Here is a 22579-nt window from a genome sequence, read left to right as displayed (position 1 = left end):
TTTATTTCTTTGATTCTCTATTCAGCACGTTGATGCTGAAAATGAGTGTGATAGCCATGACTATAATGATGCTTAAAATGAAAGTGATAAGTGCGCCTGCTCCATGGATATAGGATAACCCTTTAACCAAGCTATATTGGTTCAGCCACCGTTGTAATAACAAAAAACTTATGGGGAGTGATATTGCCATTGCTATAATGATAGGTGTAATATTTTCTTGTATAAAGAAAATTATATTGGTGTAAATAGAGCCGCCAATGGACTCCATTATTTTTAATGTACTATCAAGTCGTTTTGTTTCTGAAATGCCCGTAATTACTGTGCTTATAAATATCAATGTTACCGAGAGTAAAGTGACGATGTTAATTGTTTCTTGCATTAGTATACTATTATTGAAGTGCTCTTTATGTAGGTTGTTAACTGATTTTATCTGCGTGGTATTGATATTGTAGCGCTCTAATATTCTCTCTAACTCCACCATGTCTTGTATATTTTTTAGTTTCACTGCTGCATAGCGCTGGGCGCTGTTTTTAATGAAAATAAGTAAGGGAGAGGGAGCATCCTCTCGATCTGCCAGATAAAAGTCATCTATCACTTTCAGTACTCTGACTGCTTGTTGGGAACCATTTTCGTTAATATAAAATAGATTGTTCAGTACCTGATCATAGGAGCGTAATCCCATTAAAGTTATAAACGATTTTGTGACAATAGCATGATACACATTGTTGTTGTCGCTGGGTAATAGTGGGTTCTCTTTACCTGCCACTATTTTTACTCCCCAGGTATTAATGAAATTCTTATCTGCGGTGAGTGAGTTAACTGTACTTAGTTTGTCTTTCTCTTGCTGATTGTGATGGAATACCGAGGTATTAGTTCGCGACATATCAAATGGTCGCCAGCTACTCATGGCGATATTATCAACTCCAATGGCGCTTCTTAATTCATCTTGTAAACTATTTATGACGGTTTTTGATTTCAATTCATCACTTAATGCAAATGTCACTACATTTTCTTTTTCATAGCCAAAGTTGTCATTTTGCATAAAACGCATCTGTGTCATTATACCTGCCCATAAATATATGATGGTGCCGGCAATAATAATTTGTATACAAAACATGATGCTATGTATATAGCGCAAGCGAGGTTGTTGAGCATAGAGGCTGATATCATAGGTGTTGTTGGGGAAAATAAAAGCACACAGAAAAATACAGTGAGCGAGTAAAATAGCAACATAAGTTGCTACTGATGTTATGGTCAATGCGGTTAAGAAATCGCGCTCACCTTGAATGAACATCAACTCCCTGATGCTATCTGAAAGTTGCGTGAGAGAGATTAAAATAAAAAGAACAAGTAACAGCATAAATGCTGTTTGTAATGTCGCGATAAAGAATGATTCAGTGAGTAACTGATAATGGGATGCGCCAACTGCTTTCTTTATATAAAAGCTGCTTCTCTTGTTTGTATTGATTACATTGTTGATATTGAAGAAATTCATCATAGTCGCAAAAAAAACAAACAAACCTGAGGCGTAGAGAGTATTTAAGTAGGAGACTGAAATTACTGTGCTTATTTCATCTGGCAATGCATTGTCGTAATGAATGTCGGTAATGTTTCTGGCGGAAAGTTGAATGAACTCTTCAGGGCTAAAGGGGGCGCCGGGGAGTTGAGGTGCGTGTTGGATAATGTGCGAATTTAATTGTTCAGGAGTGGGCTTTATAGCTGATTTCATCGTGATAAAAGCATAGGCGTGTGTATCATACCAGTCATGCCTTTTATCATGGTAACCTTCCATTATCTCGGAGGAGAAGGCAATAACTGCAGTGGTTTTAAAACGGCTAGATGCGTTGAGTTCAACGACATCTTTAATGATATATTGCTCTTTATCCCCTAATGTAATTATCTGCCCTTTAGGGGCATCCAAATGTAGATATTGCTGATTAAATTCAGGGGTGATGATGATTTCATTCTTCGCCAGATAGGGGATTTTTTGTTGATATAGGTTTAAGGTGCTGAGAAGATTAGTGCTAACTGCATAGATATCAACATTTGAGTACGCCTTATCATTAACCTGCAAACGGGTAAGTATCCGTACGATATAATCCACTTGCTTAATATTTTTATCACTTTTTAGTACTGAAATAAGTGGTAGAGGGACTTGCGCTGATTTAACTTCTTCCCCGTTAGGTAGATTAAATGTGGTCTCTACCCTATAGATATTATTATAGTTATTATTGTGTTTTTCAATACGATAATCTGTTAGGTAAAGAAGTAATACCAAAAAAGATGATATCAATCCAATAGCCGTTATTATTATTGCTAACAGGCTTGATAGCGGGCTTAGCTTCAGGTCATTGAAAAATTCACTTGTTAGCATGGGATTTATCCATTGGCCTTAATAAATTTTAGTGATGATGTTATTTATCGTTAATGGTTATACTAATTGTTGTCACCTCATCGAGGTATAATTTTTAAATGGCTTAATATCTCAAAAGAGTGCTATTAAGATTAAGATGCTTATAAAAGCATCTTAATCTATTTTTACTAAATGATTTCATTGGCTACTTTATTGTTGTGTAAAGCTTTTTGACCAGTTCCAGGCCGTTATTTCGTTATTGAAATTGTTATTTTTTAGATTTTCAATTTCATGGTCACTAATAGAGAGTAAATTACTTTTAAATGATTGGTCTAACGATTCTAACTTAGCTTTTAATGCCATTAAGTTACTATTGCTTGTTTTTCTATCTGTGTGGTGTGAAGTATACATATAATTCTCCATTTAAATAGTTTCCTTTAGATGCTGCTCAATATTGGTATCTCTTGAGCCAGTTATTTGTAATTCTTTTTCACCATTTTATCAACGTTTTTTTGCAGTGAGTTTTATAATGCTTAATTAATTTTATTATTGCATTGAATACTTATTGGTTATTAACGTAACGAGAATAACTTTCGACATCCACTATTAAATAAAAAGCCCCCGCAGGGGCTTAAGGTATTTATATATAGATAATCCGGTCAGTTACCCCCTGTTAGGGGTGTAAATGCTCTGCATGGAAACGCAGATGATCTTCAATAAATGTCGCTATGGTAAAATAGCTATGATCATAACCTGGCTGAATACGCAGAGTCAGTGGCCAGTCACGTTGGCGCGCCAGTTCGGCTAATTTTGCTGGTTGCAACTGCTCGGCAAGGAACTGATCGCCATCGCCTTGATCGACCAACATAGGTAACTGAACTGCTGCATGGGTCAGTAAATGGCAACTATCGTACTCTAGCCATTGGCTCTCATCACGGCCCAGATAGGCAGTAAAGGCTTTGCGGCCCCAGGGCACCTGACACGGATTCACTATCGGCGCAAAAGCAGACGCTGACTGATATTGCAGCGGGTTGCGCAGCGCCAACATCAGCGCTCCGTGACCACCCATTGAGTGGCCACTAATAGATTGACGTTCACTAACACTAAAGTGCTGGCGGATCAGAGCGGGCAACTCCTGGCTGATATAGTCGTACATCCGAAAATGTGTCGACCAAGGGGCTTGGGTTGCATTCAGATAAAACCCCGCCCCCTGACCCAAGTCATAACCATCGTCATTAGGAACGTCTTCGCCACGTGGGCTGGTATCGGGCATTACCAACACCAATCCCAGTTCCGCGGCAATTCGCTGTGCACCAGCTTTCAGTGTGAAATTTTCATCATTACAGGTTAGCCCCGACAGCCAGTAGAGCACTGGCGGTGGGTTATCATCCCGTGGTGGTGGTGGCAGATAGATGCTGAAAGTCATATTGCAATTCAGGCTGCTGGCGGCATGGCGATAGCGTTGCTGCCATCCACCAAACATCCGGTGCTCTTCGAGAAGTTCAAGTGACGTATTCATGCGTTGTCTGCCTCCTTGCTCTAGCTGTTTTGCAGAGAATGGGTTTGTGATGATTGATCAAAATGAATCACGGTACGAATGGATTTGCCTTCATGCATTAAGTCAAAAGCTTCGTTGATCTGATCCAAGCCCATGGTATGGGTAATGAAATCACTCAGAGCGAACTTACCATCCAGATATTGCTGCACAATGCCCGGCAGCTCTGAGCGGCCTTTTACGCCACCAAATGCAGAGCCACGCCATACACGGCCGGTCACCAACTGGAATGGGCGTGTCGAGATCTCTTCACCAGCACCGGCGACACCAATGATGACTGATTCGCCCCAGCCTTTATGGCAACACTCCAGCGCGGAACGCATGACATTGACGTTGCCAATGCATTCAAATGAGAAATCTACACCGCCATCGGTCAGCTCGACAATTACATCCTGGATAGGTTTATCATAATCTTTCGGGTTGATCAGGTCAGTCGCGCCCAGTTTGCGGGCCAGCTCGAATTTACTGGTATTAAGGTCGATGCCGATAATTCGGCTAGCACCGGCCATCTGTGCGCCAATAACGGCAGATAAACCAATGCCACCCAAACCGAAGATAGCGACGGTATCGCCGGGTTTGACTTTGGCGGTGTTGATCACCGCACCCATACCAGTGGTGACGCCACAGCCCAATAAGCAAACTTCTTCTAATGGCGCTTCTTTATTTATTTTTGCCAGTGATATTTCTGGCACCACTGTCAGCTCAGAGAAGGTTGAAGTACCCATGTAATGGAAGATTGGCTGGCCATTTTTAGAGAAGCGGGTGGTGCCATCCGGCATCAAGCCCTTGCCCTGTGTAGTGCGGATAGCCTGGCACAAGTTGGTTTTACCGGAGCGGCAGAATTTACATTCGCCACACTCAGGCGTGTAGAGCGGGATCACGTGATCACCGACAGCAACACTGGTCACGCCTTCACCCACAGCTTCAACAATCCCGCCACCTTCATGACCGAGGATCACCGGGAATATCCCTTCAGGATCTTTGCCCGATAGGGTGTAGGCGTCAGTGTGGCAAACCCCACTGGCGACAATCCGTACAAGCACTTCGCCTTTTTGTGGTGGCATCAAATCAACTTCTTCAACGGATAGCGGCTGGTTTGGCCCCCATGCGACTGCAGCGCGGGTTTTAATCATCTCCATGGTGTTGCTCCTATAGCTTCTTTATGATGTGTGTTATATAAATATATTCGTTATGTATCATATATGTTGCGCGTGTTCTTGCGGGAAAACTGCAACTTATATTGTATGTATTATGACCGGAAACTTCAGTTTTGCTTGCTCAATCAATGGGTTTCAATCTGTTCGATGATCAGCTCTTTCAGTGCGCGGACATTGGGGCTAAAGGCGTCTTTACGCCAAATAAGCCAGGTGGCGGTGTCGGCAATATCCGCTGGTAATTGATGGACTTGCACTCGTTCATAGCCCGGTAATAGCGCTAATACGGCGTGTGGGATCAGCGCCAGCCCGGCACCACTTGCCACACAGGCTAGCATGGCATGGTAGGAGTGAATTTCCATAATATGGCCCGGCAGGACACCGGCCTGACGGAACCAACTCTCCAGCCGCAGCCGGTAAGAACAGCTGGGGCGAAAGGCGAAGAGCGTCTCATCCACGGCATCACGAGCTTGCAGAATAGGTGGGTGATCGAGACAAGAAATGATCACCAGTTGCTCCTCGAAAGAGCGGCAGCCGTGCAGTTCATCGTGCTGAACAGGGCCATCGACCAGGGCTGTCGCCAGGGTTCCGGCACGGACTTGCTCAATGATTTCACCTGAAGTCCCGGTGGTCAGCGACAAAGAGACCTTGGGATAGCGCTGGTGATAAGCCGCCAACAAATTGGGCAGGCGGGTTGCCGCAGTGCTCTCCATTGAGCCTAGCGGGAAGTTGCCTGCCGGTTCACCCGCATGGGTAATGCGCATCGCCTCTTCGCTCAGCGCCAGAATTCGGTTGGCGTAGCAGAGAAAGTTGTGGCCCATGGGGGACAAGCGCAGGCGCTGCTTTTCGCGGATAAACAGGTCTGCGCCCAGCTCAATTTCAAGCTGACGCAGGCGTGTGGTTAAATTTGAAGGAACGCGGTGCATCTGCTCCGCTGCTCTGGCAACGGAACCGGTTTCCGCCACGCAGCAAAACATGCGTAGCTGGGTCAGATCCATATGTATTCTCTTTTTGTGATGAACTTAATGAGTATTATTCATTTTTTGTGATTCTAATGCTCAGGCATGATATTGGCAACTCTCTTTTAACGGACTGGCAGAGTGATCCGCTGGCAGAGTAATGAATAGGTGGGGTGGATGGCATTAAGAATCGCAATAAGTGGCTTTCTGGCATTAGTCGTTGCAATGGGGATTGGGCGGTTTGCTTTTACGCCACAAGTGCCACTGATGATTGCAGAGCATCAATTTACTTTGACCGGCGCGGGGTTAGTTGCGGCCTTTAATTATCTGGGCTATCTGTTTGGTGCCTTTGATGCTATGCGGGCCAGTCGCCATGTTGAACGGCGCTTATGGTTGGGGCTGTGGGGGGCAGTAGCCCTGACGCTACTGTCGGCGGTAGTTGACGGGCCGTGGTGGCATGGGGTGGTGCGGTTTGTCATTGGTTGGGCCAGTGGTTGGTCGATGGTGCTGATCGCGGCCTGGACCAATGAACGTCTGGCGCATTTTGGTCGCCCCGCACTTAGCGCCGCCGTATTTGCCGGGCCGGGGGCCGGTATATTCATCAGCGGTATGCTCGCTGTGCTTATCCATAGTTATGAGTTATCAGCGGCACAGGCCTGGATCCTGTATGGCGTATTGGCACTGGTTATTATTGCCGCCATAAGTATCAATCTGCCACGGAGTGGGGAGCTGCATCGCCCCCATATTGCTGCGGTTCCGCTGATCTTAACCCCGGCGCTAAAACGTCTGGTTTGGAGCTACAGTCTGGCGGGATTTGGCTATATTCTGCCCGCCACTTTTCTGTCACAAATGGCCAGCGCGCGTTTTCCCGACAGCCTATTTGCTCAGTTCGTTTGGCCGGTGTTCGGCGGGGCGGCAGTCATCGGGATCACTATCGGTATTCTGACTCGCCACTGTTTGACCGCACAGACGCGTCTGGCGCTGACATTATGGGTTCAGGCGCTGGGCGTGCTCTGTGCCGAGTTAGTTCCTGGAGTCAGTGGGTTGGCATTAGGCGCACTATTGACCGGCGGCGGCTTCCTCAGTGTGGTTCAGCTCTCATTGCAGCATGGCCGTGAGTTGGCACCAGAACATACCCGCTATATGGCTGGCTTGTTGACCACGGGTTATGCCATTGGGCAGCTGGTCGGCCCGATACTGTCGGCTATCTCAACCGCATTAACCCATCGGCTGGAACCGGCGCTCTATGTGGCGGTGGTCGCGCTGGTGATTGCCGGTGCACTGGTGATTAAAACCCCGGCTCGCGCCCGTGAAGCGGTGGTGGTGGGATTGGCGGCTAAGGGATAAGCCGAGACTGGCGCTCATCATGACAGAGAGAACCATTGGATATGAATAACAATCACTGGATAATCATTTTGCTCTCAACTACAGTGTGGTGCAAAATCTGGGTGTGATCTGCATCATGTTTATCTCGTCCGGACGCGTAGCCTGTTGGAGAAAAGAATGTCATCGCTAAGTAAAGAAGCTGAGCTGGTTCATGAAGCGCTGCTGGCTCGTGGCCTCGAAACCCCATTGCGCAAGCAAGAGTTAGATGCCGAAACGCGCAAGACTTTGATTCAAGAGCATATGACCCAAGTCATGCAATTATTGAATCTGGATTTAACTGACGACAGCTTGGCTGATACGCCAAGACGTATTGCCAAAATGTATGTTGATGAGATTTTCTCCGGACTGGATTACGAAAATTTCCCCAAAATCACCTTGATTGAGAATAAAATGAAGGTCGATGAGATGGTCACGGTACGGGATATCACCCTCACCAGCACCTGCGAACATCATTTTGTGACTATCGATGGTAAAGCCACGGTGGCGTATATTCCTAAAGATAGCGTGATTGGGTTATCCAAAATCAACCGCATCGTGCAGTTCTTCGCCCAGCGCCCGCAAGTGCAGGAGCGATTGACGCAGCAAATTCTGCTGGCGTTACAGACGCTATTGGGCACAAATAATGTCGCTGTTTCGATTGATGCGGTGCATTATTGTGTCAAAGCACGGGGCATCCGTGATGCAACCAGTGCCACCACCACCACATCATTAGGCGGATTATTCAAATCCAGCCAGAATACTCGCCAGGAATTCCTGCGCGCTGTTCGTCATAATAGCTAATATCACCACGGCTAATTAGCCTTTTGCCACAGCGGGCACCAATGGGTGCCCATGCACAGGATGTCGGGTATGCGTCAACGCATCGCAACGTTAGACAGTGCGCGCGGGCTGGCCATTCTTGGCATTCTGCTGCTCAATATCAGCGCCTTTGGCCTGCCAAAGGCCGCTTATCTAAATCCCGCTTATCTGGGTCTCCCCTCACTGTCTGATAGCTGGAGTTGGGCCATTCTCGATATTGTGGCGCAGGCGAAGTTTTTGTCCATTTTTGCCATTTTATTTGGCGCGGGCCTTGAACTGCTGCTTAAGCGGGGTAAGGGCTGGATACGGGCGCGCCTCTCCTTGCTGCTCTTACTGGGATTGATTCACGGCATCTTCTTCTGGGATGGAGACATCTTATTTGCTTATGGTTTGATTGGCCTGGTGTGTTGGCGAATGATCCGTGATGCTAAAGATGCCGCCAGCTTACTGCGTACTGGTGCGGTGCTTTACCTGCTCGGGGTCGCGGTACTATTGCTACTGGGATTTGTCACCAGCGGAGAGCCGGGCCGCTTCTGGCAACCGGGGCCAGCAGATCTGCAATATGAGCAATTCTGGAAGCTGCAAGGGGGGATGGAGGCGTGGAAGAATCGGCTGGATCTGTTGTCATCCAATTTGATCGCCATCGGCGCGCAATATGGCTGGGAACTGGCAGGCTCCATGCTATTTGGTGCAGGATTAATGCGCTCCGGCTGGCTGCGCGGCGAGTTCAGCTTACACCACTACCGGCTGATTGCAGCATGGTTGATACCGCTTTCATTGCTGATCCAGATACCGGGAGTGGCGCTGCAATGGGCTGTCGGCTGGGATTACCGCTGGACGGGCTTTTTGCTGCAAGTCCCCCGTGAGTTAGGTGCGCCATTACAGGCGCTGGGGTATCTGGCACTACTCTATGGCTTCTGGCCGACATTGTCCGGCTGGCGTGTTAGCCATTGGCTGTCACAGGTTGGCCGAATGGCGCTAAGCAACTATTTGCTGCAAACATTGATATGCACGCTGCTTTTCTATCACTTCGGCTTATACCAGCAACTTGACCGCTTGCAGTTGCTGGCAGTAGTGCCGCTGGTCTGGCTGTGTAACATTCTCTTCTCTCTGTTTTGGCTAGGTTATTTTTCCCAAGGGCCGGTCGAATGGCTATGGCGAAAATTGACTGCATATGCCTGTGGTCAATCGTTACAACCTCGCAACACTAAGCCCTGAATACGTCCACAAGATAAAAATGATGAGCGGGTTACAAATTTGTATGTAAACGTTTTCTTTCTTGTGACGTATTTCACGTGGCAAATTCAACAAACTGGGTAGGATAGGCCACCTGCCATGCCCAGTGGATCACCAAGCGCATGGTGACTTATTGATAGGGTAAGGTCATGGCCGCTCTGCATTCATCTGGCAACAGTATTACTATTCGCGATGTGGCCTCACGGGCTGGCGTTTCGTTGGCGACGGTATCGCGAGTTCTCAATAATAGCGCGGCTATCCGGCCAGAAACCCGTGCCGCAGTGCTGAAAGCGGTGTCTGAACTGGGTTACCGCCCGAATGCCAATGCGCAGGCGCTGGCGACACAAACTAGTGACACGGTTGGTGTGGTGGTGATGGATGTTTCAGATCCCTTTTTTGGTGCCTTGGTGAAAGCGGTAGACACTGTTGCTCAACGGCACCAAAAATACGTGCTGATCGGCAATAGTTACCATCAGGCTGACAAAGAGCGTCATGCTATTGAAGTGCTACTCCGTCAGCGGTGTAACTCGTTGGTTGTGCACGCTAAGACGTTGAGTGACGGCGAGTTAATCGGCTTTTTAGAGCAAGTTCCCGGTATGGTTCTGATTAATCGAATTATTCCTGGGTTTGAGCATCGCTGTGTAGGATTAGACAATGTTAGCGGTGCGCAAATGGCGTGCCGGTTGTTGCTCAAACAGGGCCATCAACGTATTGGTTTCCTCGGTTCAAATCACCCTATTGATGATGTCATGCAGCGCCAGACCGGCTACCGGAATGCACTTGAGGCTGCCGGTATCACTGCTCTCGATAGTTGGCGCGCCTATGGCACGCCAGACCTGGCAGGAGGGGAGCGCGCCATGATTGATTTGTTGGGGCGCAATTTACAGCTCAGTGCGGTGTTCGCCTATAACGACTCAATGGCTGCTGGCGCATTGGCTGCGCTGAAAGAGAACGGTATCAGTGTCCCTGAGCAGTTCTCGCTGGTGGGCTTTGATGACATCCCCATTGCGCGCTATACCAGCCCCAAACTCAGCACAATCCGCTATCCAATTGTTTCTATGGCAACTTTAGCCACAGAATTGGCTCTGGCCGGTGCAAATCACCCCCTAGATCCTCAGGCGACCTACTGCTTTACACCGACGCTGGTGCCACGGCACTCTGTCGCAATTTGTGGCGGCGCTCACTAGTTAGATATTTATTCTTGTGTAACCGTTTTCAATCTGTGAGAAAATTCACAGATTCTTAACAACGAGCCGTCTATGCTCTAGCTGTTTTCTACCTGAATGTATCAATATGTCATCGGTTGCCGGATAAAAAAACAGACGGTAGCGGGTTTTAGAATAGCGATTTACAGACATGTGTTCCGCAAACAACTTGTTTGTAAATGACATGGTTTATGACGACTCAGGCGGCTTTTTCGGAGTGGAGTGCGCTCAAGGACGATATATATTCAGTGTCAGCCGCTTTACGACAGTTTTCTCTCGTTAGGCGATGGTGTTATCACCCTGTACTACCCTACATAAACCCGGAGATACAAATGAATAAGAAGGTTTTCACATTAGCAACCCTGGCTGCCAGCATGTTGTTTGGCGCGGCTGCTCAAGCTGATACCCGTATTGGTGTTACCATCTATAAATATGATGACAACTTTATGTCCGTGGTCCGTAAAGCGATAGAGAAAGATGCTAAAGCATCTCCTGACGTTACCCTACTGATGAATGACTCCCAGAATGATCAATCCAAGCAAAACGATCAAATCGACGTATTGTTGGCTAAGGGGGTAAAAGCGCTGGCAATTAACCTGGTTGACCCAGCAGCAGCGCCAGTGGTTATCGATAAAGCCCGCGCAAACGATGTACCGATTGTGTTTTATAACAAAGAACCTTCACGTAAAGCCTTGGATAGCTATGACAAAGCTTACTATGTGGGCACAGACTCTAAAGAGTCCGGTGTTATTCAGGGTGAGCTGATTGCTAAACATTGGCAAGCCAACCCAGCATGGGATCTGAATAAAGACGGTAAAATTCAATTTGTGTTGCTGAAAGGTGAACCGGGTCATCCAGATGCTGAAGCACGTACCACTTACGTGATTAAGACATTGAATGAAAAAGGTATTCCAACTCAACAATTGCAGTTAGATACCGCAATGTGGGATACCGCGCAGGCCAAAGATAAGATGGATGCATGGTTATCTGGCCCTAACGCAAACAAAATCGAAGTGGTTATTGCCAACAATGATGCGATGGCAATGGGTGCAGTAGAAGCATTGAAAGCACACAATAAAACCAGCGTTCCAGTGTTCGGTGTTGATGCCTTGCCAGAAGCGTTAGCGATGGTGAAATCAGGTCAAATGGCCGGTACAGTGTTGAATGATGCCAACAATCAGGCCAAAGCGACCTTTGATCTGGCTAAAAACCTGGCTGCCGGTAAACCTGCTGCTGAAGGCACAACCTGGAAAATCGACAACAAAATCGTACGTATCCCGTATGTAGGCGTCGATAAAGATAACCTGGCTGAATTTACTAAATAACAGGCGAAACACGATTTACACCCAAGTATTAAGGGTAGAAAGTCATTAACCTTCTAGCCCCGGCACCGAGAATTCGGTACACGGAGCCTGGCACCGGGGCTGAAGGTTTTTTTGTTGCATTGATCCCTATTTTAGAGCGCGCGCTTATTGGTGGGTGGCTATATATCCAGCAAGTCGGTGGCGGTTCTTAGCCAGGTATAATTATGGCCGATATTAATACAGCACAACCCCGCGAGTGGTTGCTGGAAATGAGTAATATCAATAAATCATTTCCGGGTGTAAAGGCGTTAGATAACGTAAATCTTAAAGTGCGGCCAAATTCGATCCATGCCTTAATGGGAGAAAATGGTGCCGGTAAGTCAACGTTATTAAAATGTCTGTTTGGTATCTATAAAAAAGACTCCGGAAGTATTATCTTTCAGGGGCAAGAAATAGAGTTTAAAAGTTCGAAAGAAGCATTAGAGCATGGTGTCTCTATGGTGCATCAGGAATTAAACCTGGTGTTACAACGTACAGTGATGGACAACATGTGGCTGGGCCGCTACCCAACCAAAGGTTTTTTTGTCGATCAAGATAAAATGTACAAAGATACCAAAGCCATCTTCGATGAATTGGATATTGATATTGATCCTCGTGACAAAGTTGCCACGTTATCAGTATCGCAAATGCAGATGATCGAGATAGCCAAGGCATTTTCTTACAATGCCAAGATCGTCATTATGGATGAGCCGACCTCTTCATTAACCGAGAAAGAAGTTAATCATCTTTTTACGATTATCCGCAAATTAAAAGAGCGTGGCTGCGGAATTGTTTATATCTCCCACAAAATGGAAGAGATATTCCAGCTGTGCGACGAAATCACGATATTACGTGATGGTCAGTGGATTGCCACTCAGCCGCTGGAAGGGCTGACCATGGATCAGATAATCTCTATGATGGTGGGGCGCTCACTGAGCCAACGTTTTCCTGACCGCCTGAATACACCCGGTGAGGTTATTCTGGAAGTGAAGAATTTGACCTCGCTGCGCCAACCCTCTATCCGCGATATCTCCTTTGATTTACATAAAGGCGAGATCTTGGGTATTGCCGGGCTGGTGGGAGCAAAACGTACTGATATCGTTGAAACCTTATTTGGTATCCGCGAAAAAGTCTCCGGAACCATTAAATTACACGGCAAAAGTATTAATAACCACAGTGCTAATGAAGCCATTAATCATGGATTTGCACTGGTGACTGAAGAGCGCCGCTCAACCGGAATTTACGCTTATCTCGATGTGGGTTTTAATTCCCTAATATCTAATATTCGTAACTATAAAAATAAATTTGGGCTGCTGGATAATACGCGCATGAAGAGCGATACCCAATGGGTTATCGATGCGATGCGAGTAAAAACGCCGGGTCACCGTACCAGTATCGGTTCATTATCAGGTGGTAATCAGCAGAAAGTAATTATTGGCCGTTGGCTACTGACTCAACCAGAAATATTAATGTTGGATGAGCCGACTCGGGGGATTGATGTCGGTGCGAAGTTTGAAATCTATCAGTTAATGACTGAACTAGCGAAGAAAAACAAAGGGATCATTATTATCTCCTCTGAAATGCCTGAGCTATTAGGGATCACTGACAGAATTTTGGTAATGAGTAATGGTCAGGTTGCAGGAATTGTTGAAACCAAACAAACCACGCAAAATGAAATATTACGCCTTGCATCCTTGCATCTCTAATCTAGTCGAAGGTTCTTATTATGAATGCGTTAAATAAGAAAAGTATGCTCACTTACCTTAAAGAGAGCGGGATTTACGTCGTGTTATTCGTATTGCTGGCAATAATTATTGTCAAGGACCCGACATTTTTAAGCCTGATGAACTTAAGTAATATTCTAACCCAATCTTCCGTGCGTATTATTATCGCACTGGGTGTAGCGGGTCTGATTGTGACTCAAGGGACGGACCTGTCAGCCGGTCGTCAGGTAGGTTTGGCGGCGGTAGTTGCCGCAACCATGCTGCAAGCCATGGACAACGTTAATAAAGTTTTCCCTGATTTACAGACTGTGCCTATTCCAATTGTTATCTTAACCGTCTGTCTGATTGGTGCGATTATTGGTCTGGTCAACGGTATTATCATCGCTTATCTGAATGTGACTCCCTTTATTACCACATTGGGTACGATGATTATTGTTTACGGTATTAACTCCCTGTATTACGACTTTGTTGGCGCATCACCAATTGCTGGTTTTGACCCTGCATTCTCAACCTTTGCGCAGGGATTCTTACGGTTTGGTGATTTCAAACTCTCCTACATTACTTTCTATGCGCTCATTGCTATCGGCTTTGTTTGGGTATTATGGAATAAAACTCGCTTTGGCAAAAATATCTTCGCCATCGGCGGCAACCCAGAAGCGGCAAAAGTTTCTGGTGTTAATGTGCCACTGAACTTAATCATGATTTATGCCTTGTCCGGTGTATTCTATGCATTCGGCGGGATGTTGGAAGCTGGCCGTATTGGTAGTGCGACCAACAACCTCGGGTTTATGTATGAGCTAGATGCGATCGCGGCTTGTGTGGTAGGCGGGGTCTCCTTTAGTGGTGGTGTCGGTACGGTTATCGGCGTGGTGACTGGGGTTATTATCTTTACCGTCATTAACTACGGGCTGACTTATATCGGCGTGAACCCTTACTGGCAATACATTATCAAGGGTGCGATCATTATCTTTGCGGTAGCACTGGACTCACTGAAATACGCGAAGAAGAAATAATCAGTTATTGGCCGTAAAGCCACGATAAAAATGAAAACCAGTCTGGGAATATCCTGACTGGTTTTTTACTTTTTGATGTAAATGAGACGTGATTTCAATAGACGGGGAGATCACTAAATTTTGATTAAATTGTTTATTAACCCAGATCAAGCTTATCGCGGGTTAATATATATTTCTTTATTTCAATGCCTTAAAGTATCCACCATCTATTTTTGAGCTTAATGACTTTGGGAATATATGGATAGCGCAAAAAAACTACCCCGTCCCACATTGGCTCAGGTTTGGCAAGACACACTACTCACGGTATCGAAAAAATTATTATTACTCCGAGATATCACCGAGTTAGTTAATGAGCTCAGCAAGATCTCTTTTTCGGTAGTGCGTTTTCAACGTGTCAATTTATTGCTGCTTAATCCGCTGTATAACCAAATAACTCTTTATACCCATGATGATGTCACGGATACAGTCACGGGGTCGCAAAATATCCTATTTGCTGAAGGCCCAGGCGCTCTGGCATGGCAGCAACAAATACCTTTGCAGAGTGATCATCCGCGTATGCAAAGGGAATTTGCGTCTGTCTGTAATTTGGGGCCTTATCAGCGGCTACATTCAGGCTGCCATTTTCCCTTGGGCCATGATAATCACTGGTCAGGCTGTGTTGAGTTTATTAAGACTGACGACAGTGAGTTCGATGAGCAGGCGATGACCTTTCTGGGATTATTGGCCGATGTAGTCGCTATTGCGGTGGATAATATCGCTGAAATAGATCGGGCATTTTCTGAACGTGAAAAACTGCGCTTTGAACGGGATCACTACCGGATATTAGTGGATGTCACTAATACGGTTATTTCTAAACTGGAATTGGATGTCTTAGCGGCCGAGGTTTCGAAAGAGATACACCGCTTTTTCAATATCGATTATATCAGTCTGGCGATATGCGGCAGCCAAGACGATAAAAATAAACTGCATCTCTTTTCGGCCCGCTACCAAACGGGTAAAACAGTGCAGCATCAGCAAGCCAGGATGGATATCACCGGCACCTTAGCGGGGCAAGTTTTACACAGCCGGGAATTATTGCTGGTTAATCTGGCGGATATTTCTCTCTTGGCCCCTGAAGATAAACAATTGGCGAATATGTTGGATGAGGGTTTGCAGGTGGTTTGCCTGTTACCACTCTTTTTCGGCCATAAGATGCTGGGTATATTAACACTGGCGCAATGTCAGAGTGATATTTTCACCGACAGTAATCTCAAACTGTTACGGCAAATTGCCGCCCGCATTGCCATTGCTGTGGACAATGCCTTAGCTTATAACGAAATTAGCCGTCTGAAAGACTCACTGGTAAATGAGAATCTCTATCTAACGGATCAGATTATTCATAATGAGGAGTTCGGCGAAATAATTGGTCATAGTGCTGGCATTAAAGCGGTGCTGGAACAGGTCGAAATGGTGGCGTCCAGTGATTGCACGGTACTGATCCTCGGCGAAACTGGCACCGGTAAAGAGTTAATTGCCCGCGCGATCCATAATTTAAGTCAGCGTAAGAATAAGCGCATGGTGAAAATGAACTGTGCGGCGATCCCCTCCGGATTAATGGAGAGTGATCTGTTTGGTCATGAAAAGGGGGCATATACCGGTGCGTCATCACAGCGTATTGGCCGATTTGAGATGGCCGATGGCGGTACACTCTTTCTCGATGAAGTTGGGGATATTCCCCTGGAGCTGCAACCGAAACTCCTGCGGGTATTACAAGAGCGGGAAATAGAGCGTTTGGGGGGCAGTAAAATTATTCCGGTGGATGTTCGGCTGATTGCAGCAACCAATCGTGACTTAAAATTGATGATGGTCAATCGCGAATATCGCAGTGATCTCTACTATCGACTCAATGTTTTTCCTATTGTGATCCCCCCCCTTCGCGAGCGGCCAGAAGATATCCCCCTGCTGGTGAAATTTTTCACTAAGAAAATAGCCAAACGCATGAATCGCGTCATCGATACTATTCCCAGTGAAACATTACGTTTACTGAGTCGTTTACCCTGGCCGGGGAATATTCGCGAACTGGAGAATGTAATTGAGCGAGCGGTCATTCTCAGCCGGGGCACAACACTGAATTTGCAGTTACAAGAGTTGGAATATCACTTATCGCCGTTAGAGGTCGCCAAACCGGCAGCGGAACGGGTCGTTCGTAAAGCGTTGTTACCTGAAAGCGAAGAGCCGGAATTTTCAGAATCTGAACGCGCACGCATTATTCGCGTATTACGTGAGACCAATGGTGTGGTCGCTGGCGCAAAAGGAGCGGCAATTAAGCTGGGGTTAAAACGCACCACCTTGTTATCTCGTATGCAACGATTAGGAATATCAGTAAAAAGTATTGAAGAAGAGGATGGGATAGCTGAGTAAATCTGTTTTTGTCAGTGCTGATTACCAATAGAGTTGAATCAAGGGGAAACACGCCGTTGGGATTGTAGCGGCGTAAGTCACCGAACTGCCCCAGGGCGTGGTCAATCTTGACTCACTACAGCTTATACGCCGTGTAGTGAGTCATCACTATTTCAATTAACGGCGGCTGCTCTACTTAACCGTGCTTTTAACTGGCTATACTCCTGTTGGACATAGTTCTCCGCCCAGCCCTGATCCGGTATCGCCTCCAGTTTCACCGCGCAATATTTGTACTCTGGTGTTTTAGAGATGGGATCAAGATGGTCTAACGTCAGCTCATTACAGGCCCCAATCCACCACTGGTAAGTCATATATACCGCGCCGACATTAATGCGCTCACTGACGGAAACCCGCGTGATCACCTTGCCGCGCCGCGACTCAACCCAGACCAGCTGTTGATCCCGCAAATGCAGTTTCTCTGCATCCTGCGGACTGATTTGCACATAACCCGGCTCATCGGCTAATGTTTGCAGCGCCGAACAGTTACCGGTCATTGAGCGGCAAGAGTAGTGGCCCACTTCACGCACGGTACAGAGCACCAGTGGGTAATCCTCATCCACCTGCTCCATTGGCGCCCGCCACTCGCTGGCAAACAGCAATCCTTTACCGCCGGGGCGGTCAAACTTATTATCGGCATATAACCACGGCGTACCGGGGCTATCCTCGGTAGTACATGGCCACGGGATATAGCCCAATCCAGCCATTTTCTCGTAGGTTGCGCCGTAATAGAGCGGGCAGAGTTCGCGCAGTTCGTCCCAAATCTCTTTGGTATTGTGATATTTCATCGGATAGCCGAGGGCGGTCGCCATCAGACTGATGATCTCCCAATCGGGTTTCACGTCACCCTGGGCATCAACCGCTTTTTCAAAGCGCTGGAAACCCCGGTCGGCGGCGGAGTAGACCCCCTCATGTTCGCCCCATGAAGTGGCAGGGAAAATCACATCCGCCTCGGCGGCGGTTTTGGTCATAAAGATATCCTGCACAATCAGCAGCTCCAACTCGCTGAAAGCTTCGCGCATCATTGAAAGGTCTGGCTCAGTTTGCAGCGGATCTTCGCCCATCACGTAGTTGGCTTTGATTTTGCCCTCTTTCACTTTGTGTGGTACATCGGTCAGTGAGTAGCCGATTTTGCCGGATAGGGAAGGGACGCCCCAGGCTTTGGCAAACTTCTCCAGTGTGGCGGGATCGGTAACGGGCTGGTAGCCGGGATACATATTGGGCAGAGCGCCCATGTCACAGGCACCTTGCACGTTATTCTGCCCACGAACCGGGCCGACACCCACATTAGGGCGACCGAGGTTGCCGGTCAGCAGCGCCAATCCTGATAATCCCTTAACTACATCCACACCTTGGCCCCATTGAGTCACGCCCATGCCCCACAAAATGGTGGCAGATGGCGCGGCGGCATAGATGCGCATTGCTTCGCGAATAGTCTGCGCTGGCAGGCCAGTGATACCTTCGACATACTCAGGGGTGTATTTGGCGACAATTTCGCGATATTCGTCGAAACCTTCGGTATAGCGCGAGACATAATCTTTATCGTATAACTCTTCGCTAATCAATACGTTGGCAAAGGCATTAACCAGCGCCATATTTGAACCGTTGTTCAGTGGTAGCCACAGATCAGCTATACGTGCCGTTTCGATATGGCGCGGATCACAAACAATCACTTTCGCCCCTTTCTCCTTGGCTTTGAGGATCCGGCGGGCGACGATTGGGTGGGAGTCGGCGGCGTTGTAGCCAAAGACCAAAATGCACTTGGTCTCTTCAATCTCGCAGATTGAGTTGCTCATCGCGCCATTGCCCAGTGTCACTTGCAAGCCTGCCACTGACGGGCCGTGACAAACACGGGCGCAGCAGTCAATGTTGTTGCTGCCGGTCACTGCGCGGGCAAATTTTTGCATCACATAGTTGGTTTCATTGCCCGGCCCACGGGATGAACCGGTGTGCATAATGGCTTCCGGGCCATATTTCTCTTTAATTGCCCGCAACTTGCTACTGGCGAACTCAATGGCCTCATCCCAAGAGACCGCTTCCAGTGTGCCGCCTTTTTGGCGACGGATCATCGGCTGTTTCAGGCGTGGCGTCAGTAGCTTGGTATCATTGAGAAAATCCCAGCCGTAGTAGCCTTTTAGGCAGAGTTCACCTTGATTGGTGACCCCATTAGCGCCCTGTGCGCCGACGACTTTGCCGTTTTCAACCAATAAGTTGATTTTGCAGCCAGAGCCGCAGTAAGGACAGACAGTGAGTGCTTTGTGCATAATTAATTACCCTCGTTCTTGTCGCCGCAGTATCGGCTTAGAAGTTCATCTCGTTGGCTTCATCCAGCGCGGCGCGCATCTGTTTTTTGCGCAGCATGGCTTGCAGGGTGTCGCGGCCAATCATATGTAGCGCTTGAGTTGGGCAAACAGAAATACAGGCCGGCCCTGCAGCACGCCCTTCACACAGGTCACATTTCTGCGCTTCGGCTTTGAGACAAAAGCCCTGCGAGAGGCCGTTGAACATCACTTCGACCTGTTTGGTCACCACCGTCATGGCACCGTACGGGCAGGCAACGACGCAGGTTTTGCAGCCAATGCACTTCTCTTGCAGCACCTGAATGCTATCAGCCGCTCGCACAATCGCGCCGTTCGGGCAAACATTGGCACAAGGCGCGTCTTCGCAGTGACGGCACATAATGGCGGTACTGACATTCAACCCTTTAACCACTTTCAGCCGTGGAGCGAAATTGGCCTTGGTCATGGCCTCCAGTCGGCCACCATTGTGTGCCAGCACACAGGCGACCTCACAGGTGCGGCAGCCAATGCACTTTTTGGGGTCGGCGATTATGAACCGGTTCATTGTTTAATCTCCTTACCCTTCATCTTTCAAGTTGCAGGTGTGTTGGTGCACCTTGAAATCGATGGGGTATAAATTGAGCAGTCTGGACACATGGCCCTACCGCGATATTCACCTACATATTGCATGGTTTATGCCAAGTTGAATGAGTGAAGTGAAAGTGAATAAATCTATTTGTTTTATAAGGAATTTGTTGGGATTTTATGCGGTTGGGCGAAATGCGGGAAACTGTCGGCGGGTGTGACGTCGGCAAATTTGACGACGTCACACCGTCACTCAATTAAAGATGGGTAAAACCGCCGTCACCTTGCCAGTGGGGCAGCTGTTGATAGAGTGTTTCTACGGCTTGTTTGACGATATCGCTCATCGGAAAGTAGAACGCGACCAGTGTCGGCTGGATGCCGACGAAAATCACCTCACTAATATCCTCCTTGAGCTGATCGATCAGAAAATTGAGCGGCAGATTATGGGTGCTCATGATGAACATTTCAGCAATTCGCTCGGGATCAATGATTCGAATCTCCCCCGGGGCTAACGCCATATCCGCCGCATCCACGATAATCAGCCGCGTGGGGTGTAAGGCGCGGATACGATGTACCACATTTTCCGGCGCTGAACCGCCATCAATCACCTGCCAATTCGCTAAGGGCTGCTGGCTCATGCGCTCAGCCAGCAATGGGCCTGCGCCATCATCACCCATCATGCTGTTGCCGACGGTTAAGACTAGATTCGTGACTGCATTGAGATGGCTCATGGGCGGCGTTTCACCATTAAGTAGATGGCCGGCTCCTGCTCGATATCGTACAGGGTTTGCAGCAGTTGTTGGCTCCAGGGCCGATGGAGTGAGGCGGCATCTTCCGCCAGTGGCGCAAAAGCCTTCGCCAGCAACTGGGTGTGGGTGCTGTCGATGGTGATTTCACCAAACTTCAGTAGGCCAGCCATTTTGCGGCGCGCTTCGCCCTCAGGCAACTGGCTGAACCACTGCTCATACTCGGCCAGCGGGCACTCCATTATCGCTTTCAGGCAATCAATTACCCCCACATGGTGGCCGATCGCCAGTGAGTAATAGATCACCTGCTGCGCCTGTTCGGGCATCTGATCGTCACTGTCGAGAAACTTCTGGTTCAGCGCATAAAAAATCACCTTAGCGCTCATAGCTGAGGCCCCCCGCCAGTTGCATTAACGTGATCTGTTGCAGTCTGGCAAATATCTCGCTCAGGCGCGGATCATCTTGCTGACTGAGATAGCGCTGGCAGCGCTGCTCTAGCCCGGGCAAGGGCTGATTGACCAGCAGTGACAAAAAGCGGTCAGTGATCTCCCGCCCGTGGCGATAACCGGCCATGCGGCGTGCTTCACGCTCCAGCAGTACACGTAGTGTCAGCGGTGCATCAGGGTGAATCAGGGCGACCCGCTCGTCAGCGGCCTCCTGACTCTCTTCCCCCCTGAGTTTTTGCTCCAGCAGGCCGAGCGCCACCGCAAAGCCATAAAGGGTGGCGGCCGGTGTCGGCGGGCAACCGGGGATATAAACATCAATTGGTACAATGGTATCGCTGCCGCCCCAGACACAATAGAGGTCGTGGAAGATGCCACCGCCGCAGCCACAAGCACCGTAAGAGATGCAGATTTTAGGATCTGGTGCCGATTGATAGGCGCGCAGCGCGGGGCTGCGCATAGCGCGGGTGACTGCTCCAGTGAACAGCAAGATATCCGCATGACGCGGCGAGGCGACGACCTTGATACCAAAACGCTCGGTGTCGAATAGCGGCGTAATCGAGGAGAAAATCTCAATTTCACAGCCGTTGCAGCCGCCGCAATCCACCCGATAGACATAGGCGGAGCGTTTGATATCTTTCAGCAATTTACTTTTTAACTGCGCGATAGCAGGATCAAGCGCAACCGGCTGGCTAACATGATGCCCCCAAGCCGGTTTTGATGAATGTGGCTGGCTCATGGATGGCTCCCCCCTTCGCACTGGTGATTCGGTATCATACTGTTATTTATGGAAATACTGTTATTTATGGAAATACTGTTACTCATGGAGATACTGCTCTTCATGGCGATATTGCTATTGCCGATGATATTGTGTTGGCGCTTACACTCAGGGCAGGTTTCAAAATGGGGGCGTTGCCGCTCGACATCCTCCGCGCTCACTCCTGAATGGATCAGCAGCGCCATGACATAATCCACCTCTTTTTTCGGCGCAAAAGGTCTCTGGCACTGCTGGCAAGAGGTGAGCGTAAAGGTGGCGCGTTGATATAAATCCGCTTTATTGAACACCGCCAACTCAAACTCTGGCGACAGCACAATCGCGCGGGTCGGGCAGACCTCTTCACAGCGGCCGCAGAAAATGCAGCGCCCAAGGAACAACTGCCACTGGCGAGTTCCACGGGCGATATCTGTCTCCATGGTCAGCGCATTGGCCGGGCAGGCCATAGTACAGGCGCCGCAAGCAATACACTGCGCGGCCTCATATTGTGGTTTGCCACGAAATCCGTGACTGACCTCAAGCGGCTTAAACGGATATTTCACCGTGGTATCGCCGACTTTCAGGATGGTTTTAAACAGTTTTAACATTC

Annotated in this window: 19 protein-coding genes; 8 read left to right on the top strand and 11 right to left on the bottom strand. The window is 48.1% G+C overall.

Annotated elements, in window-relative coordinates:
• Window position 1 precedes the first annotated feature (1 nt).
• From darB to ptrR, 5 genes are all read right to left on the bottom strand, one after another.
• The gene (gene darB / locus FFE93_RS13940) at window positions 2-2374 is read right to left on the bottom strand and encodes a darobactin export ABC transporter permease subunit (RefSeq protein WP_138775363.1); all 2373 of its coding nucleotides are present in this window, start codon (window positions 2372-2374) and stop codon (window positions 2-4) included.
• Between the two features lie 189 nt (window positions 2375-2563).
• Window positions 2564-2764, bottom strand: a complete 201-nt coding sequence (gene darA / locus FFE93_RS13935) for a darobactin family peptide antibiotic (protein ID WP_072083699.1) — start codon at window positions 2762-2764, stop codon at window positions 2564-2566.
• A 262-nt stretch (window positions 2765-3026) separates the two neighbouring features.
• Window positions 3027-3872 carry an S-formylglutathione hydrolase gene (gene fghA / locus FFE93_RS13930; RefSeq protein ID WP_138775362.1) on the bottom strand — a complete coding sequence of 282 codons (846 nt, stop codon included), beginning with the start codon at window positions 3870-3872 and terminating at the stop codon, window positions 3027-3029.
• 20 nt (window positions 3873-3892) lie between these two features.
• Window positions 3893-5047, bottom strand: coding sequence for an S-(hydroxymethyl)glutathione dehydrogenase/class III alcohol dehydrogenase (locus FFE93_RS13925; protein ID WP_005273855.1), 1155 nt, complete (start codon window positions 5045-5047; stop codon window positions 3893-3895).
• 143 nt (window positions 5048-5190) lie between these two features.
• Window positions 5191-6060: a putrescine utilization regulator PtrR gene (gene ptrR / locus FFE93_RS13920; RefSeq protein WP_005273851.1), complete on the bottom strand. Its 870-nt coding sequence runs from the start codon at window positions 6058-6060 to the stop codon at window positions 5191-5193.
• A gap of 138 nt (window positions 6061-6198) precedes the next feature.
• Between ptrR and FFE93_RS13915 the strand changes: the two genes are divergently transcribed.
• The 8 genes from FFE93_RS13915 (at window position 6199) to flhA (ending at window position 17126) form a co-directional block, all read left to right on the top strand.
• A complete protein-coding gene (locus tag FFE93_RS13915) occupies window positions 6199-7368 on the top strand; it encodes a YbfB/YjiJ family MFS transporter (RefSeq protein ID WP_138775361.1) in 1170 nt (389 codons plus the stop codon).
• Window positions 7369-7524: 156 nt separating this feature from the next.
• On the top strand, window positions 7525-8187 hold the full coding sequence (gene folE / locus FFE93_RS13910) for a GTP cyclohydrolase I FolE (protein WP_005273844.1): 663 nt from the start codon (window positions 7525-7527) through the stop codon (window positions 8185-8187).
• Between the two features lie 69 nt (window positions 8188-8256).
• Window positions 8257-9423, top strand: coding sequence for a DUF418 domain-containing protein YeiB (yeiB, locus tag FFE93_RS13905; RefSeq protein ID WP_049599249.1), 1167 nt, complete (start codon window positions 8257-8259; stop codon window positions 9421-9423).
• A 167-nt stretch (window positions 9424-9590) separates the two neighbouring features.
• Window positions 9591-10628 (top strand): HTH-type transcriptional regulator GalS, encoded by a 1038-nt coding sequence (gene galS / locus FFE93_RS13900; protein ID WP_049599247.1) that lies wholly within the window; start codon window positions 9591-9593, stop codon window positions 10626-10628.
• Window positions 10629-10978: 350 nt separating this feature from the next.
• Window positions 10979-11971 (top strand): galactose/glucose ABC transporter substrate-binding protein MglB, encoded by a 993-nt coding sequence (gene mglB, locus FFE93_RS13895; RefSeq protein ID WP_005273836.1) that lies wholly within the window; start codon window positions 10979-10981, stop codon window positions 11969-11971.
• A gap of 203 nt (window positions 11972-12174) precedes the next feature.
• Window positions 12175-13695 carry a galactose/methyl galactoside ABC transporter ATP-binding protein MglA gene (gene mglA, locus FFE93_RS13890; RefSeq protein ID WP_005273834.1) on the top strand — a complete coding sequence of 507 codons (1521 nt, stop codon included), beginning with the start codon at window positions 12175-12177 and terminating at the stop codon, window positions 13693-13695.
• A 20-nt stretch (window positions 13696-13715) separates the two neighbouring features.
• Complete coding sequence (gene mglC, locus FFE93_RS13885; RefSeq protein WP_004388732.1) at window positions 13716-14726, top strand: galactose/methyl galactoside ABC transporter permease MglC; 1011 nt, start codon at window positions 13716-13718, stop codon at window positions 14724-14726.
• A gap of 237 nt (window positions 14727-14963) precedes the next feature.
• Complete coding sequence (gene flhA, locus FFE93_RS13880) at window positions 14964-17126, top strand: formate hydrogenlyase transcriptional activator FlhA (RefSeq protein WP_049599241.1); 2163 nt, start codon at window positions 14964-14966, stop codon at window positions 17124-17126.
• A gap of 152 nt (window positions 17127-17278) precedes the next feature.
• On the opposite strand, the gene fdhF is transcribed toward flhA, so the two are convergent.
• From fdhF to hyfH, 6 genes are all read right to left on the bottom strand, one after another.
• Window positions 17279-19426 (bottom strand): formate dehydrogenase subunit alpha, encoded by a 2148-nt coding sequence (fdhF, locus tag FFE93_RS13875; protein WP_005273825.1) that lies wholly within the window; start codon window positions 19424-19426, stop codon window positions 17279-17281.
• Between the two features lie 37 nt (window positions 19427-19463).
• Window positions 19464-20006 (bottom strand): 4Fe-4S binding protein, encoded by a 543-nt coding sequence (locus FFE93_RS13870; protein ID WP_032897700.1) that lies wholly within the window; start codon window positions 20004-20006, stop codon window positions 19464-19466.
• Window positions 20007-20283: 277 nt separating this feature from the next.
• The gene (hycI, locus tag FFE93_RS13865; protein WP_054872896.1) at window positions 20284-20757 is read right to left on the bottom strand and encodes a hydrogenase maturation peptidase HycI; all 474 of its coding nucleotides are present in this window, start codon (window positions 20755-20757) and stop codon (window positions 20284-20286) included.
• Window positions 20754-21158 (bottom strand): formate hydrogenlyase maturation HycH family protein, encoded by a 405-nt coding sequence (locus FFE93_RS13860; RefSeq protein WP_032897695.1) that lies wholly within the window; start codon window positions 21156-21158, stop codon window positions 20754-20756. Before FFE93_RS13860 ends, hycI begins: the two co-directional genes overlap by 4 nt.
• Window positions 21148-21954 carry an NADH-quinone oxidoreductase subunit B family protein gene (gene nuoB, locus FFE93_RS13855; RefSeq protein ID WP_049599238.1) on the bottom strand — a complete coding sequence of 269 codons (807 nt, stop codon included), beginning with the start codon at window positions 21952-21954 and terminating at the stop codon, window positions 21148-21150. Before nuoB ends, FFE93_RS13860 begins: the two co-directional genes overlap by 11 nt.
• Window positions 21951-22577 (bottom strand): hydrogenase 4 subunit H, encoded by a 627-nt coding sequence (hyfH, locus tag FFE93_RS13850; RefSeq protein ID WP_005273809.1) that lies wholly within the window; start codon window positions 22575-22577, stop codon window positions 21951-21953. The genes nuoB and hyfH overlap by 4 nt, the downstream gene beginning before the upstream one ends.
• Window positions 22578-22579 lie beyond the last annotated feature (2 nt).

It is taken from the genome of Yersinia sp. KBS0713 (assembly GCF_005937895.2).
Lineage (GTDB): Bacteria > Pseudomonadota > Gammaproteobacteria > Enterobacterales > Enterobacteriaceae > Yersinia > Yersinia bercovieri.
This window is presented reverse-complemented; position numbering and strand designations above follow the sequence as displayed.